The sequence below is a fragment of the Pseudoalteromonas sp. TAP-3C genome (assembly GCF_059888565.1).
Genome location: NZ_CM187618.1, coordinates 2831451 through 2847777, shown reverse-complemented (window position 1 = coordinate 2847777; position 16327 = coordinate 2831451). Strand labels below are relative to the sequence as shown.

13 protein-coding genes are annotated in these 16327 nt (G+C 40.7%); 4 read left to right on the top strand and 9 right to left on the bottom strand.

Annotation, left to right across the window (positions count from 1 at the left end):
• The first annotated feature begins 7 nt into the window (after positions 1-7).
• Together AC6H44_RS13360 and AC6H44_RS13355 are read left to right on the top strand one after the other, a co-directional pair.
• Positions 8-502, top strand: coding sequence for a gamma-glutamylcyclotransferase family protein (locus AC6H44_RS13360; protein ID WP_500736082.1), 495 nt, complete (start codon positions 8-10; stop codon positions 500-502).
• A 25-nt stretch (positions 503-527) separates the two neighbouring features.
• Entirely contained in the window at positions 528-2105 is a 1578-nt protein-coding gene (locus tag AC6H44_RS13355) for a serine hydrolase (RefSeq protein WP_500736081.1), read from the top strand.
• On the opposite strand, the gene AC6H44_RS13350 is transcribed toward AC6H44_RS13355, so the two are convergent.
• Positions 2080-3285 carry an IS4 family transposase gene (locus tag AC6H44_RS13350; protein WP_500735106.1) on the bottom strand — a complete coding sequence of 402 codons (1206 nt, stop codon included), beginning with the start codon at positions 3283-3285 and terminating at the stop codon, positions 2080-2082. The genes AC6H44_RS13355 and AC6H44_RS13350 overlap by 26 nt on opposite strands.
• A 193-nt stretch (positions 3286-3478) precedes the next feature.
• Between AC6H44_RS13350 and AC6H44_RS13345 the strand changes: the two genes are divergently transcribed.
• A complete protein-coding gene (locus AC6H44_RS13345; protein ID WP_500736079.1) occupies positions 3479-4402 on the top strand; it encodes a histone deacetylase family protein in 924 nt (307 codons plus the stop codon).
• Here the strand turns inward: AC6H44_RS13345 and AC6H44_RS13340 are convergent.
• Positions 4382-4681 (bottom strand): DUF4144 family protein, encoded by a 300-nt coding sequence (locus AC6H44_RS13340; RefSeq protein WP_500736078.1) that lies wholly within the window; start codon positions 4679-4681, stop codon positions 4382-4384. The genes AC6H44_RS13345 and AC6H44_RS13340 overlap by 21 nt on opposite strands.
• A 76-nt stretch (positions 4682-4757) precedes the next feature.
• Between AC6H44_RS13340 and AC6H44_RS13335 the strand changes: the two genes are divergently transcribed.
• Positions 4758-7286: an EAL domain-containing protein gene (locus tag AC6H44_RS13335; protein ID WP_500736077.1), complete on the top strand. Its 2529-nt coding sequence runs from the start codon at positions 4758-4760 to the stop codon at positions 7284-7286.
• On the opposite strand, the gene AC6H44_RS13330 is transcribed toward AC6H44_RS13335, so the two are convergent.
• The 7 genes from AC6H44_RS13330 to dusB form a co-directional block, all read right to left on the bottom strand.
• A complete protein-coding gene (locus tag AC6H44_RS13330) occupies positions 7259-8074 on the bottom strand; it encodes a DUF2797 domain-containing protein (protein ID WP_500736076.1) in 816 nt (271 codons plus the stop codon). The genes AC6H44_RS13335 and AC6H44_RS13330 overlap by 28 nt on opposite strands.
• Before the next feature lie 21 nt (positions 8075-8095).
• Positions 8096-10636: an EAL domain-containing protein gene (locus AC6H44_RS13325; RefSeq protein ID WP_500736075.1), complete on the bottom strand. Its 2541-nt coding sequence runs from the start codon at positions 10634-10636 to the stop codon at positions 8096-8098.
• 93 nt (positions 10637-10729) lie between these two features.
• Entirely contained in the window at positions 10730-12013 is a 1284-nt protein-coding gene (gene purD / locus AC6H44_RS13320) for a phosphoribosylamine--glycine ligase (protein ID WP_500736074.1), read from the bottom strand.
• Positions 12014-12027: 14 nt separating this feature from the next.
• Entirely contained in the window at positions 12028-12846 is an 819-nt protein-coding gene (locus AC6H44_RS13315; protein WP_500736073.1) for a class I SAM-dependent methyltransferase, read from the bottom strand.
• Positions 12847-12955: 109 nt separating this feature from the next.
• A complete protein-coding gene (gene purH / locus AC6H44_RS13310; protein ID WP_500736071.1) occupies positions 12956-14542 on the bottom strand; it encodes a bifunctional phosphoribosylaminoimidazolecarboxamide formyltransferase/IMP cyclohydrolase in 1587 nt (528 codons plus the stop codon).
• A gap of 227 nt (positions 14543-14769) precedes the next feature.
• Positions 14770-15060, bottom strand: coding sequence for a DNA-binding transcriptional regulator Fis (gene fis / locus AC6H44_RS13305; RefSeq protein ID WP_002957804.1), 291 nt, complete (start codon positions 15058-15060; stop codon positions 14770-14772).
• Between the two features lie 20 nt (positions 15061-15080).
• Positions 15081-16052 carry a tRNA dihydrouridine synthase DusB gene (dusB, locus tag AC6H44_RS13300; RefSeq protein WP_500738436.1) on the bottom strand — a complete coding sequence of 324 codons (972 nt, stop codon included), beginning with the start codon at positions 16050-16052 and terminating at the stop codon, positions 15081-15083.
• Positions 16053-16327 lie beyond the last annotated feature (275 nt).

The window sequence follows — 16327 nt, the reverse complement described above, 5'->3', positions numbered from 1 at the left end:
GAATAGCATGGTGTTATATAATTTTTCGTTTGGTTCTAATATGTCATCTAAGCGCTTATTAGCACGTTTACCTAACGCAAAACGTGTGGGTACTGCGCTACTTAAAGGCTATAAACTAACGTTTAATATGGCTTTTACAGATGGTTCAGGTAAGTGCACGATTGTACCTACTAATGAGCCTGATGCGGTTGTATACGGGGTGGTGTATCAGCTAAGTGAAGACGAAAAACGAATTTTAGATGACATTGAAGGCCCCAATTACGACTGTGTTGATTTAACCGTTAGCCTTTTAGAGGGTGATGATATCAATGTGCATTGCTATATCGCTAACACCCATAATGATGACTTATTACCTTATGATTGGTACGTACAGCATGTATATCGTGGCGCGCTTGAGGCGGGTGTTCCTGAGCATTATAGTCAACGTATTTTAGCGTATCCAAGTAAGCAAGATAGTGATAGAAATAGGGCTGAGATTGAATTTGCAGTTCATCAACACTAAATAATAATAACGTAAAGGTAACACTATGAAACTAAAAAAATTAGCGGCTGCAGCATTATTGTCAGGCTGGGCGTTTACCAGCGCTGCAGCGGTTGATACCGATAAAATAACGAATGTTATCAACACCTCAATGGCGCGTTTTGATGTGCCTGAAATGGCCGTTGCTATTGTTGAAAACGACAAGGTCGTGTTCGCTAAAGGGTTTGGTGTTGCTAACTTAAATACCAATAGCAAGGTTAATAAAGATACTTTATTTGGTATTGCTTCAAATACTAAAGCATTCACCAGTGCCGCACTGGCTAAGCTGGTGGATGAAGGAAAATTAAGCTGGGATGACCGTGTCATTGATCACCTTCCTGAGTTTAGGTTGTACGATTCTTACGTTACTCGTGAAATGCGCATACGCGACTTGCTAAGTCATCGCAGTGGTTTAGGGCTTGGTCAAGGCGATTTAATGATTTGGCCAAGTACAGATAAATCGGTCGCTGATATTTTATCGGGGCTGCAATATTTAAAACCTGCGAGCAGCTTTCGTAGCCAATATGCTTATAGCAATCTAATGTTTATCACTGCCGGTGAAGTGGTCGCACGTATATCAGGGATGAGCTGGAACGACTACATTGAAAAAAACATTCTACAGCCGCTAAATATGAGCAACTCGCGCACTGGTTTTTCACGTATCCCTAAAAATAACAAAAACTGGGCGATTGGGCATATCCCAATGGATAACAAATTACATCCTTTTTTTGTTAATTACATTGAGGACTTTAGAGGCGCAGGGGCGATTGCATCAAGCGCTAGTGATATGAGCCAGTGGCTACGTACGCAACTGGCTGGTGGCAAAATGCCTAACGGCGAGCAGCTGTTTAGTGAAAAACAGCAAGTACAAATGTGGCACCCACATATCACCTCATTGGCATCTAAAAGTGCCTATGAAGCGTATCATCAGCAATTTAGAGGCTATGGGTTAGGCTGGAGTATTGAAGATTACCACGGCGTTAAAAAACTCTCCCATGGGGGTGGGATTTTAGGCATGGTGTCGCAGGTTACTCTTTTACCTGAAAAAAACGTGGGAATTGTAATACTCAGTAACCAACAAGCGTTTTCTGCATTATCAGCGGTGACTCATGAAGTACTCGAAGATGTGTTAGAGCTTGAAGATAAAGATTGGGTTGAAGAGTTAGCTAAAAAGCATTTTGCAGGCAAAGAAAAAGCCTATGCTAACGCTGCAGCAAAAGCGCCAACAGATATGCAACCGGCATTACCGAATATTAATTACACCGGCACTTTGCATGATAATTGGTATGGCGATGTGATAGTTGAAGAGCTAGATGGTAGGTTACGTATTGATTTTACCCATACAAAACGCCTTAAAGGTGAGCTGGTGCATTACACAGGCAATACTTTTATTGTTAAGTGGGATGAAAAGTTATTAGAAGCAGATGCTTATATTCACTTTTCAATGAATACAGATAATCGTGTTGAATCAGCGAAAATGAACGCAGTTTCAACCCAGGTAACCGACTTTAGTTTTGACTTTAGAAATTTAGATTTAAAGCTGAGAGATCCCCACGAATTTAGCCTAAATTATCAATTTGTATAGTCAGAAGTGACAACTGGCTATACACATAAATAATGAACTGCCCATCAGGCTCATACCTAGGATCATCAACCACTTCTTTGCCAAGATAAATATAGGACAATACTCGTCGTTTTTTCTCTGTATTCGCTTGTAATGCCGCATCCCCTTGTTGTGCCGACACGGTGTACCCTATGCACCATAAGACAAACAACATTAACGCCGCTATGAGCAATAAATTATCAAACCTTTCTGCGCTTCTTGAATTTGCAAAGGCTAAACTAATGCCAAGTTTTGCATTCTTAGTGTCTCTGAAACTTTCTTCTATTTGCATACGTTGTTTATATAAAGTCACAATCCGTTGAGGCTTATCTGTAAATTGTGTAGGTAAATTAAACACAAGTAGCCAAGGCTCTTTGGCCTTTTGTTGTTGGTATTTAACCGTTGTACATTGAGATTGCCCACCCCGTTTTTTGATTTTTTTACGTCCCTTGTTTTTCCCTCTAAACAAAACACCTTGGCACGCGAAACGAACTGTTTTTCCGTAGTAAATCTGTGTCAGAAGGTGTGGTTTATCTGTTGCTTGCTCAAACCATGATTTACAATTTCGCCATGTCTCAAGGTCGCTAGATAAGGTCACATTGCCTCTGACGCGCCCAAGCCAATACCAGCCTTTATCTTCTATGGCTTTAAACCATGGCGTTCTAAAAATAGCATCAGATAAAATAATAGGCTGACAATCTGCAGGTAAACACTGTGCCAAGCTATCGAGTAAGTGTTGATGAGCCGCTTCGGTATTTAATTCGCTTTCAGGATACACTTTTTCATAGAGCGTTAACGCTCTTCCCCCCATTGGTATGCTTGCCCTGAGCACTTGAAATATTTCGCCGCCATTAATAGGTGACCAGTCAACGATAATAAGTGGGTGTTGTTGCTGGCCTACTAAGCATTCGGTCATATGTTCATAGAAACAAAGACGTTCTTGATGCAGGTTAGCATTACCAATCAAACGGTCTGCGCGTTTAATATCATGTTTTTTATCGGTATTAGAAAATGATTTTAATCCGCGGCCTAGGTAAGTGACAGTAACGCGCTGGTCACGCAAGCCTGAGTTAACAAACGTAAAGACTGTATTTAAACGTGTTTTATGAATTTCAGGGTAGGCAATGGCAATATCTTTGTGTAATATTTCGGTGGCTTTCATGATTATGAGTGAGTTTTTTTATAGTGAAAAAATTTGATCACAAATAATCATGAGAGTCTACCATTAATTTTTATTTTGTGGGGATTCGTCAGGATTTAAAGGCTAAATAGTGGTTTAGTATCAACCAAAGTCGCAAAGCCACCCAAAGGTGGCTTTGTTATACTCGTTGGATAACTTATTTTTGGAGTTAGCTATGCGCACTGCGATTATTTCTCACCCTGACTGTCGCAAACATAAAATGATTGACGATCATCCAGAATGCCCAGAGCGTTTAGATGCCATTAACGACCGTTTACTTGCCAGCGGTCTCGATGTGGCTATTGAACAAAAGCAAGCTCCCAAGGCGTTGCGTGAGCACTATTTATTAGTGCATAGTGAGCAGCACGTAAAACATGTTGAGGACATGATCCCAACACAAGGACTTAGTGATTTAGATGGTGACACTTGGTTATGTCCTGACTCTTTAAAAGCGATTGAGCGCGCTGTTGGTGCTGGCTTATTGGCTGTAGATGAGATTTTAGCGGGTAAACTCGATGCAGCGTTTTGTTCGGTGCGCCCACCCGGGCATCATGCTAACCGAGATAGCTCTTCTGGCTTTTGTGTGTTTAATAATCTTGCGATTGCGGTTAAATATGCACAAAGCAAATGGGTTAAACGCATTGCTATTGTTGATTTTGATGTACACCATGGTAACGGCACACAAGATATTTTTATTGATGACGACAATGTGTTGTTGTGCTCGTTATTTCAGCACCCATTTTACCCAAATACTGCGGTAAAAAATAATGCCACCTTAGTTAATTCACCGTTACCCATAGCCAGTGACGGCAACGATTTAAAAGCAGTATATGAGCAGCAATGGCTACCAAAATTGACAGAGTTTAAGCCTGAGCTGCTATTTATTAGTGCGGGATTTGATGCACACCTTGAAGATGATATGGCCAGCCTTAAGTTTGTTGAAACTGATTACATATGGCTTAGTGAGCAGTTAGCGCAATTTAGCCAACAGTACCATTGCTTGGGTATTATTTCTTACCTAGAAGGGGGGTATTCGCTCTCTGCTTTGGGGCGCAGCGCTATTGCACATGTTAAAGCCTTAGTTGATTTCGGCGAGTAATTTAAACGCTTGGCTAGGTGTAAGCTGCTGTATTTTACTTAAGCAACATAGCCCTTCTTTTGCTAAATATTCTTTTACTAGCTGGGCTAATTGACTCGAACTGAGTGCCTTATGTGCATCACCATTTAAATCTTGATAACCACTTACTTTATCTAAAATAACCACGTTTTGCTGCTCATTCATGTCCATAGTATAAATAAAGTCATGTAACTCATCGGTATTTTCTATTAGTTCAATTTCAGCATTATAAATAATAATTTGTGGGTAACTGGTGTTCATATATTGTCCTAAATCAAGTTATTCTTTTTTGGATAATTTATAATCGAGTATTGGTTTAACTTTGGAAGTAAAAGCAATGCCTCACACCAGCCGTTATCAAAAAGTCAGCGATGTATTCACTAATAAAGTGATTGCCTGCACAGAGGATACCCCTTTAATTGAAGCGGTGAAACTAATGCGTGCACATAATGTTAGCGCAATTTTTGTGAGGCAAGAGCAAAAAATAGTAGGTGTGTGGACTGAAACTGATTGTTTAACGCTGAATTTTTCTGATCATTTACTCAGACAAGTAACGATTGAAAAAGTGATGTCGAGCCCGGTATTTAGTGTGTTCAGCCAGCAATTATTAACCGATACTGCTATGGCATTTAATAAATATGGCGTTAAGCACTTATTAGTAACAGATGCTAATAATAACCCCTGTGGTGTGATCAGTCTTACTGATATTGTTAGTAACCAAGGATTAGAGCATTACCTACAATTTAAACCAATAAACGATCAATATAATAAAAATATAAGAGTGGTATCGGGTTCATTAGCAATTAATGACGCTGTAAGTTTAATGAGAGAATACGCTGAAAAGGTCATTTTGGTATTTAATGAAGACGAAAATGCTCATGGTATAATTACTCAACGCGATTTATTAAAGCTTATTACCGAGCAACACAATCATCATGTTTGTTGGGATTTAGCTAGCCGCCCACTGTATAAAATAAGCCCGCAAGATAGCCTTTTTGATGCCTACAGGCTGATGTCACGAAGCAATGTACGTCATTTAGTGGTTAGCGAAAACGATCAAATTAATGGCGTGTTGTCGCTTGAAAACTTAATTCATAAAATTGAAACTGCTTATTGTTATGAGCTTGAAAAAGTACTTGAGCAGCGTGATATTGCGTTACAAAATTCACAGCGTAATTTATTTTTAGCCAATAAAATTATCGACTCCTCCCTAGATGGCATTATGATCACCGACTCAAATGGCGTCATTTTGCAAGTAAACCCCGCATTTACCCATTTAACTGGTTACAAAGAGTTTGAGGTGATTGGCAAGCGGCCAAATATGCTGAGCTCAGGCCGCCATGATAAAAACTTTTACATGAAAATGTGGGACTCGCTTGCCAAAACAGGCGTATGGCAGGGAGAAATTTATAATCGTAAAAAGTGCGGTGACATTTATATTGAGTGGCTCAGTATTATTGAAATAAAAGAGCCAAGCCATAGTGATGTTATTTACGCCGCTATTTTTAGTGACATAACAGAGCGAAAAAGCGCAGAAGAAAAAGTGGTTCAGTTGGCGTATTTTGATGAACTAACTGGCTTGCCTAACCGGCGCTTATTTAATGATAGGCTCTCTATGGCACTCGCTTCTGCTCACAGAGATAAACAGATGTTAGCAGTGATGTTTATTGATCTTGATCGCTTTAAAGAGGTTAACGACAGCTTAGGGCATAATGCGGGCGACACCTTATTAAAGTTTGTATCAGAGCGTATCATTAGTACCCTTAATGAAGGGGATACACTAGCCCGATTAGGAGGGGATGAGTTTGTTGTACTGTGTGAGGTTAATAGCGTAAAAGGCGTTATAAACCTAGCTGAAAATATTTTAAACCACTTAAATACACCGTTTAAGCTTGAAGGATTTGAAGTAGGGGTTACCGCGTCTATAGGCGCAGCCGTTTATCCTGATGATGGCTTAGACAGTGAAACATTATTAAAACATGCTGATATTGCTATGTATCGTTCAAAAGATGTCGGTCGCAATTCCTTTCAATTATTTCAACCTTCAATGAATGCGCGGTCTTTAGAGCGTTTAGCGATGATGAGTCGCTTTCAACATGCGCTCGAAAATGATGAATTTACACTTTATTTTCAGCCTAAACAGTGTTTAACAACAGGCACTATTATGGGAGCGGAAGCACTACTGCGTTGGCATGATCCAAACTTAGGGGTTATTTCTCCGGCGCAGTTTATCCCGCTTGCCGAAGAGTTAGGTTTAGTTGTTCGATTAGATTTGTGGGTTATAAATCAAGCTGGTAAAGAGTTAACCCTTTGGCAAGAAAAAGGAATTAACGCCGGACGTTTAGCGATTAATGTATCGGCTTGTCACTTGAGCCAAGGTAAGTTGGCCGACAATATAAAAGCCATGCTGGAGCGTTATCAATTACCTGGCAGCTTACTTGAAATTGAACTGACCGAAAGTAGCTTTATTAGCTCATTTTCACAGGCAAAAAAACAGCTACAACAGCTTAAAGCACTAGGCGTACATATTGCGCTGGATGATTTTGGCACGGGGTATTCGGCGCTGAGTTATTTAACTAAATTACCGTTTAACACATTAAAAATAGATGCCAGCTTTATTGCTAAAATTCCGGATGAATATGGTAATAGCCAAATTGTGTCTGCCATTATTGCTATGGCAACCAGTTTGGGGTTGATGGTTGTGGCCGAAGGGGTTGAGCATGCCTCACAAAAGGCACACTTAGCAGGGTTAGGCTGTAATATTATTCAGGGTTATTATTATTGCTACCCACTAACGCAGCAACAGTGGATAGCGTTTTATAATCAAGCCGCTAACGGTTACTCTGTACCTACACTCACTTCATAAGAGGTGAATTTACGAATATTAATAACGCCGTTGTCAAAAATTAAATACTGGCCTTTAATACCCTGCAAAATACCGCTAACAACGGGGTTTTTATCAAAGTTAAACGAACTAATTTTACTTGGGTATTGGCTTACTGGGAAATCAAGGTTCACCATGTCTTCATCAAGCTGTTCAATCGCGGTTGCGCCAAATAATTCGCTCAGTTCTGTGAGCTTTTCGTTAATTTGTGGAATAAGTTCAGCGGCCGCAGCTTTTAAATCAAGCGCCTCGTTTTGTCCTTTAAGCATATTGCGCCAATTGGTTTTATCAGCAATAAACTGAGCTAATGCCACCTCAACTAAGCCAGATTGCAAACGAGTTTGCACTTTAAAAATGGGTAAGGCTTGGGTCGCACCCTGATCAATCCAGCGAGTAGGGATTTGGGTGTGGCGAGTAATGCCAACCTTTAACCCTGATGTATTTGCAAGGTATACATAATGTGGGATCATGCAATTTTCTTCCCCCCACTGTGGCTCACGACAAGTACCTTGGCTGTAATGGCAGGTTTCAGGCTTCATAATACACATATCGCAGCTAGCAAGTTTTCGCATACAAACAAAGCAATGCCCTTGAGAGTAGCTTTTTTTGGTTTTTTTACCACAGTTAGCACACACAATTGTGCCACTAAAGGTAAGCGTTAGCTGCTTACCTATTAAGGCGTTTAAATCAACTAACTCATCGCCGACAGGTAAGTGATATTGAACAGGCTCGGTTAAGCTCGACTTTAATTTACGCAGTGTACCTTGCATCTTTACTTGGCCCCAAAGATGTTAAAGAGGGGAGTTTAACATTTTTAAGCGGTATTGGCTGTTTAAGAAGGCTAAATATTTATTATAAGAAAGTGCTTTGGCATACAAGTAACCTTGAGTACGATCAGCGTTCATGGTTTTAAGTAACTCATGAGCTTCTTGAGTTTCTACCCCTTCAATGGTGATTGTAAGCCCTAAATTATGCGCCATATCAATAGCCGTTTGTACAATCACCTGATGAGCGCGGTTATCGGTTAAATCAAACACAAACGATTTATCCACTTTAAGTTCGCTAAAGTGATAATTGACGAGGTAACTCAGTGATGAGTAGCCAGTACCAAAATCATCTAGCACAACTTTAACGCCAAGTGTTGCAAGCTCATTAACCAAGGTAATTAATGCCTCTTGACTCTCAACGAAGGCAGATTCAGTTAGCTCAAATTTCAATAAATATGGGGGAACTTGATACTTAATTAATATATTTTCTACTTTTTCAGTTAAATTAGCGATAGTTAGATTTTTTGCACTTAAGTTCACACTAATACTATGATCAGTGATGCCTTCAGTAGTGAGTTTTACAATGTCTTTGCAGGCTTGCTCTATAACCCACAGGGTTAATTCATTAATAATACCGGTATGTTCGGCGAGTAAAATGAGCTTTTCTATGGAAATATTTTTAAATTCTGCATTAGGCCATCGCAGTAAGGCTTCAGCACCATTTACACTATTATTGCTTAAGTTGATTTGTGGCTGATAAAAAAGAGCCAGTTCGTTAGTTCTTATCGCGTGTTGTAACTTTGCGGCTAAAGTAACGTCCATTGCTAAATTGCTGTACTCAGTTGCTGAGTTTATCTTGGTGAGGCTATGTTTAGCATCATGCAATGCTAAATAGCCTTGTTTTAACCAAAACTCAAAGTCATTACGTTTACCAAAAGCACTTATACCCACGCTGTAATTTAATTGCAGATCTAAGCCCTTAATTTGGTATGTTTTTGGTAACTTATCTACTGTTTTTTTAAGCAATTCTTCAAGCATTTGCTGGCTTTGATTCTTAGTAGAAATACAGGCGAATACGCCGCTACCTAAATCAGCGATTTTAGCAGGCTGATTAATCTCATCGTTTAGGTTAAAAAACTCTCTTTCAAAGTTTAATTGGCGCTCGAGTTCTCGAGCAACATGCTTAATTAAGTCATATCCTTGCGCTGGGGTAATTATGGTGTTTAAAGAATTAAAGTGGCGAATTTTTACTAAACATAAGGTGGTGGAGCGTTGTTGTGCTTTTAATGCCATAAAGGCATATTTTAGTCTTGCGCTATTGAGTAACTTTGTTTGTTGGGTATGGGTTGCATGATATAAAGCGCGCTCTCGCTGATAACGAACGCGATCAGCCAGTGCCATTGCCATTAATACAATCTCACATAAGATAGCCATTAAAAAAGCATGGCGTATTGAAAAGCTATAATTAATAATGCCTGTGAGCTCTAAAGGTTGTATGGCTGCGCCAATAATCAATGGCACCCAAGAGAGTACATAAAACTTAGCCCACCGAAAACCACTTTTTAATTTGTTATAAATTAAAATAAAGCAGACGATATAAAGCAGTCCCAAGATCACAAAAAATAGGGGGGCCGCTATATTTTCGGGAATAAAAAAACTTAATACGCCGAGTACACCCATTAGCCTTAGTAACCCAATACTTAATTTATAACGCCAGCAGCCGTCTTTATGATAACGTAAAAACAGTATGCAAAAAGCGAGGGTGAAAAATGCGATGGTGTAATTAAACACGACAATTTTTTCATGGATAAATAATTGCCATTGAAGCGGCCATAAGTAAAAGCCAAATCCAAGTACGGTTCCCATTAAGGCAATTGCGCTAATAATGTAGCCAATATAAACCAAATACACGCGGTCTTTAATGCCAAAATACAGCAATAAGTTATACAGTGAGGCCATTAATAGCACACCCACAAAAATTCCCCAAATACCTGTTTGTGAGCGAACTAAATCAACAAATTCTTTATGTCGATATAAATGAACTGGCGTTTTACTGATCCCCACAGTATCTATTTTTATAATCAGGCGTTGCGTAGATTGACCATCAAGGTTAAAACGAATATGCGGTACACTGTATTTAAAAAGTGTCAGGCGTGATTCTTTATCGCCGAGCTTATAAGTATCCAGTAGTTGGTTGTTATTATTGAGCCGATATACAGTGAGGTGATCGACCATAGGGTTATCAAAATGCGCAACTACATCTTCTTGTCGTGTACTTTTATTTTCTAAATCAAGAAATAACCAGTAATTTTGCTGTTTAAAGCTCCAAGGAATGTCGTTAAATTTTTGCTTAGTAAATTGCGCCTGCTTGCTCATTACCTGTTCAAAGCTTAGTGTTTTGGTTTCATCTATGTGGTACGCATGATCAAGGTATATAGGGGTTATTTTGTCTATGGTATAACGTGAGGGCATCACAAAGTTTGTTGCCAATGTGCTGATAATAAAAAAGATAAAAATAAGTATGACGACCGCTATTGCATGATAGCGCAAGGTTTTAAATTCCAATATTAATCGATGCCCTGATTACTTTTTTATAGTGTAGCAGTAAAAAGCGCAGATAATCTGCGCTTATAAAGTTTAATGAATTTATTTATATCATTACTGCTCGCGAGCAACGGCTCTATAAGCAATATCTGTGCGGTATTGCATGCCATCCCAGCTGAGTTCATCAACCAGTTTATAGGCACGCTGTTGCGCTTCGGTTACTGTATTACCCAGTGCGGTTGCACACAGTACACGGCCACCGGCAGTGACTACCTTATCGCCGTCTTGCTTAGTGCCTGCATGAAAGACTTTTTCGCCTTCAGGGTAGGTTGCTTTTAGACCACTGATTGCATCACCTTTCGGGTAGCTATCTGGGTAGCCTTTAGCGGCTAAAACAACACCTACTGCAGCGCGTGAATCAAACTCAATGGTGGTTTTATCAAGCTCTACACGGTTAGCAGCTTCAATCAATTCAACTAAGTCTGATTGTAAGCGTAGCATCATAGGTTGTGTTTCAGGGTCGCCAAAACGACAGTTATATTCAATAACCTTTGGTGTACCTGACTCATCTATCATTAAGCCTGCATATAAAAAGCCAGTGTATGGATGACCTTCGCTTGCCATACCTTCTACCGTAGGGTAAATCACTTCGTTCATAATACGCTGATGAATTTCATCGGTTACTACAGGCGCTGGTGAGTATGCACCCATACCGCCGGTATTTGGGCCCGCATCGCCATTATAAGCACGTTTATGATCTTGACTGGTGGCAAACGGGAGTACGTTTTTACCATCAACCATCACAATAAACGACGCCTCTTCGCCTTCTAAGAACTCTTCTATTACCACACGGCTACCGGCTTCACCAAAGGCATTACCCGCCAGCATATCGCGAATTGCCTCTTCAGCATCGTGTTCGGTCATGGCAACAATCACGCCTTTGCCCGCGGCTAAACCATCGGCTTTAATAACAATCGGTGCGCCTTTTTCTTTTAAATAAGCAAGCGCAGGGTCGATTTTTTCAAAGGTTTGGTAATCGGCAGTTGGAATAGCATGACGGGCTAAAAAGTCCTTAGTGAACGATTTAGAGCCTTCAAGCTGTGCAGCTCCCGCTGTTGGGCCGAAAATAGCTAAGTTGTGTTCACGAAACTTATCAACAACACCTAACACTAGCGGTATTTCAGGGCCAACAATGGTTAGCTCAACATTATTTTGTTGCGCAAAGCTAAGCAGTCCATCTAAATCTTCAACGTTAATTGCTACGTTTTCAAGTTTTGGCTCAAGCGCAGTACCGGCATTACCAGGTGCAACATACACAGTGCGTACTTTTGTATTTTGAGCGGCCTTAAACGCAAGTGCGTGTTCACGGCCGCCGCTGCCAATGACTAATACATTCATGGCGAATATCCTATTTAAAGCGGTTTTTTAAATTTCAGCGTCATGCGATCGCTTTCACCTATGGCTTTATATTTCGCGGCATCTTGCTCGCCAAGTCTAAGGCTAGGTGGAAGCGTCCATACCCCTTTAGGGTGATCGGCTGTATCAAGAGGGTTTGCATTAATATCACTGTTTGCTTCAAGTTCAAAACCAGCTTGCTCAGCAAGGGCAATAACCACACTTTGCTTCATATAACCTGATGATTTTTGCATGTCATCATCTTGCGCTTCTGGTAGACGGTGTTCAACCACACCCAACGTGCCGCCTGGTTTAAGCGCTTTATAAAAAGACTTAAACGCATTACTTGCTGCGTCTTTATCTTTGCTCATGTACCAGTTATGGACATTACGAAAAGTAAGCACCATATCGGCGCTACCAGCAGGAGCAATATCTAAATGTGTAGAAGGAGCAAACTCAGTGAGTTTAACGTTACTAAAACGAGTATCTTCAGCTATTTTGGCTTTAAAGCCTGCTAAAGCGCGTTGGTAGTAACCAACCGATGAATCAGCAGGGAAGTGCGCAGCATAATAGGTGCCTTGCTCTTTTAGTGCTGGCGCTAAAATTTCACTGTACCAACCACCCCCTGGAGCAATTTCTACCACAGTCATTGTTGGTTTAAAGCCAAAAAATTCCAGTGTTTCTACAGGATTGCGGTATTGGTCGCGTTCACTGCTGCGCTCGCTTGCTTTAACCGCTTGGTGTAATGCTGAGTCGTGGCCATGGTTGTGTGCCAATGCAATTGTTGAGCTTAATGACAGCGTGGCAACCAGTAGTGTTTTTAGTGCAAATTTCATCGTTTAATCCTTCACATTATAATTGTTAGTCATGGTTATAGAATAAGCAGAATACGTGAATTTAATGCAAACAAAAAGAGCTAACTGAACCCGTTAGCTCTTTAAGTGATTAATGGCGGAAATGGCGCATACCCGTAAATACCATTGCCATACCGGCTTCATCAGCGGCGGCAATGACTTCTTCATCGCGCATAGAGCCACCCGGTTGAATAACGCCAGTAATACCTGCGGCCGCAGCTGCATCAATACCATCGCGAAATGGAAAAAATGCATCCGATGCCATTACCGAGCCTTTTACTTCAAGGTTTTCATCTGCGGCTTTAATGCCAGCAATTTTAGCTGAGTAAACACGGCTCATTTGGCCTGCGCCTACGCCAATGGTCATGCCGTCACGGGCATAAACAATGGCGTTCGATTTAACAAACTTAGCTACTTTCCAGCAAAATAATAAATCTTTAAGCTCTTGTTCAGTAGGTTGGCGTTTAGACACCACTTTTAAGTCGCCTTGCGTTATCATGCCTAAATCACGGTCTTGAATAAGTACACCGCCATTAACGCGTTTAATGTCATGGCCTGCACCTTTAGCAGAGAACTCACCACATGCTAATAAACGCACATTTTGCTTAGCAGAGACTATTTGAGCGGCTTCAGCGCTTACGCTTGGCGCAATAATCACTTCAACAAATTGACGTTCAACAATCGCTTGTGCAGTGTTGGCATCAAGCTCTTGGTTAAAGGCGATAATCCCACCAAACGCTGATGTTGGGTCAGTTTTAAAAGCGCGCTCGTAAGCTTCTAAAATATTGCCGCCAATTGAAACGCCACAAGGGTTAGCGTGTTTAACAATGACACACGCAGGTACATCAAATTCTTTTACGCACTCCAGTGCCGCATCGGTGTCGGCAATATTGTTAAATGACAATGCTTTGCCTTGCAGTTGAGTGGCGGTTGCCACTGACGCTTCGCTAATGTCATTTTCAACATAAAACGCGGCATCTTGATGCGAATTTTCACCGTAGCGCATATCTTGCTTTTTAGTGAATTGCATATTGATGGTACGCGGGAACTTAGTTTCCTCTGCCGCTTCCTCTGTGTAATCAGCAACCATTTTACCGAAGTAGTTAGCAATCATGCCATCGTACTGGGCTGTGTGTTCATACGCTGCAATAGCTAAGTCAAAGCGTGTTTTGTAGCTTGTTGAGCCGTTATTATTTTGCATCTCGCTAATAACGCGCTCGTAGTCTTTAGCGTTAACAACAATGGTTACATCTTTATGATTTTTAGCTGCCGCACGTACCATGGTTGGGCCGCCAATATCGATGTTTTCAATGGCATCCTCAAGGCTGCAGTTTTCTTGAGCGACAGTATTCGCAAAGGGGTATAAGTTAACTACAACGATGTCGATAGCAGAAATGTTGTTTTCTGCCATTACGTCTTCATCTTGACCACGACGAGCAAGAATACCGCCGTGAATTTTTGGGTGTAGGGTTTTTACGCGACCATCCATGATTTCAGGGTGACCGGTGTGATCTGATACTTCAGTGACTTTAATCGCATTATCAGCAAGTAGTTTACACGTGCCGCCAGTTGAAAGTATTTCAACACCTTGTGCTTCTAATGCACGGGCAAATTCAACAATACCGGTTTTGTCTGACACACTCAAAAGTGCGCGACGTATAGGACGATGTGTATCCATTGTAGTTTAATTTCCTCAGTTAATGAGCTAGCTTAGAAGCGCGTATTTTAACTGATTACGACTCAAAAAACGACTTATAACGACCCATAAAGCGTGAGCATTTTGCAATTTCGTTAATATAAAAAAAGCACCCTAAGGTGCTTTTCTAAGAATGCTTTATACAAACACATTCACTGTATTGAATCGGTAAGCGCATCAAAGCAATTACAATATCAATACCATCGTTATTAATTCATGCCGTATTTTTTCAGTTTTTTACGTAAAGTACCACGGTTGATACCTAGTAAAATTGCCGCACGAGTTTGGTTGCCACGTGTGTAAGTCATTACTTCTTCAAGCAATGGTGCTTCTAGCTCTGAAAGAACAAGGTCGTAAACATCTTGCACATCTTGACCGTTAAGCTGCTTCAGGTAGTGGTGAACAGCTTTTTTTACTGCATCACGCAATGGCTGCGGTTTCTCGTGCGACTGAACATGAGGGTTAGTAATAAATGGAGAAGTCACGTTTTGTTCGAACATTGTTTATATCTCTTTCTTTCTTAGTTAGCTGCTAGTGTTTTAAAGTATTGTTCTAATGCGTCAACTTGCGTTTGTGAGTTGTCGATCGCATTAAATACTCGCCTAAACTGACCGTCACTGTCATGGGTTTGCAAATACCAAGATACATGTTTACGAGCGATTCGTGCTCCCATCGGCTCACCGTAAAACATATGGAGGTTAGTTAAATGCTCCATTAAAATACTGCGCACCTCTGCTATAGCAGGTGGCTGCATATGTTCACCAGTTCGCAAATAATGGTCTATTTCCCTAAATATCCAAGGGCGACCTTGGGCGGCTCGACCAATCATAATGGCATCTGCACCCGTATAGTCCAAAACCTGCTTTGCTTTTTCTGGTGATGTAATATCGCCATTTGCAACCACAGGTATCGACACTGAACGTTTTATATCCCTAATTGTGGCGTACTCAGCATCACCTTTATACATACATGCGCGCGTGCGCCCATGTACAGCCAGTGATGCAATGCCATAACGTTCAGCTATTCTTGCAATCTCTACACCATTACGGTTGTCCTGATCCCATCCGGTACGGATTTTAAGTGTTACAGGTATATCAACCGCATTCACTACGGCATCAATAATCTCTTCCACAAGTTCTGGAAACTGTAATAAGGCTGAGCCTGCAAGTTTCTTGTTCACTTTTTTTGCTGGGCACCCCATATTGATATCTATGATCTGTGCACCGTTTGCAACATTGAATTGTGCGGCCTGCGCCATAAGCTCAGGATCTGCTCCTGCAATTTGCACTGCCCGTATACCCGATTCACCAGCATGATCCATTCGGTTCATCGACTTTTCGGTTTTCCAAACCTTTGGATTAGACGACAGCATTTCAGATACAGCAAGGCCTGCGCCTAAACGACGACATAGCTGTCTAAATGGTCTGTCTGTAATGCCTGCCATAGGCGCGACAATGACATTATTCTCAAGTTGGTATGAACCGATACGCACGATATTCAATAGGCCTCTTTTCAAGGGGCGCTAAGTTTACGGCTTTTTACGCAAAAATCAAAGGCTATAAATTGAACAAAAGTGACTTTTTTTTGCTCTTTTCGTATTGACATTTGATAACCGTATGACGGAGCGGTTTATTTGTGTGAATTTTGAACGTTAGTTGTTTTATAATAAAAAAATCTTTATTTTTTATTATGTAAAAAAATAGTAAAGCCTGTTAAATACAGGCTTTAGATACGACTTTTGAGTTAATACTCTAAATTGTTAATGAC

Coding starts and splice junctions, on each gene's coding strand:
- AC6H44_RS13360 (WP_500736082.1), top strand. CDS start 8: ATGGTGTTATATAATTTTTCGTTTGGTTCTAATATGTCATCTAAGCGC.
- AC6H44_RS13355 (WP_500736081.1), top strand. CDS start 528: ATGAAACTAAAAAAATTAGCGGCTGCAGCATTATTGTCAGGCTGGGCG.
- AC6H44_RS13350 (WP_500735106.1), bottom strand. CDS start 3,285: ATGAAAGCCACCGAAATATTACACAAAGATATTGCCATTGCCTACCCT.
- AC6H44_RS13345 (WP_500736079.1), top strand. CDS start 3,479: ATGCGCACTGCGATTATTTCTCACCCTGACTGTCGCAAACATAAAATG.
- AC6H44_RS13340 (WP_500736078.1), bottom strand. CDS start 4,681: ATGAACACCAGTTACCCACAAATTATTATTTATAATGCTGAAATTGAA.
- AC6H44_RS13335 (WP_500736077.1), top strand. CDS start 4,758: ATGCCTCACACCAGCCGTTATCAAAAAGTCAGCGATGTATTCACTAAT.
- AC6H44_RS13330 (WP_500736076.1), bottom strand. CDS start 8,074: ATGCAAGGTACACTGCGTAAATTAAAGTCGAGCTTAACCGAGCCTGTT.
- purD (WP_500736074.1), bottom strand. CDS start 12,013: ATGAATGTATTAGTCATTGGCAGCGGCGGCCGTGAACACGCACTTGCG.
- AC6H44_RS13315 (WP_500736073.1), bottom strand. CDS start 12,846: ATGAAATTTGCACTAAAAACACTACTGGTTGCCACGCTGTCATTAAGC.
- purH (WP_500736071.1), bottom strand. CDS start 14,542: ATGGATACACATCGTCCTATACGTCGCGCACTTTTGAGTGTGTCAGAC.
- fis (WP_002957804.1), bottom strand. CDS start 15,060: ATGTTCGAACAAAACGTGACTTCTCCATTTATTACTAACCCTCATGTT.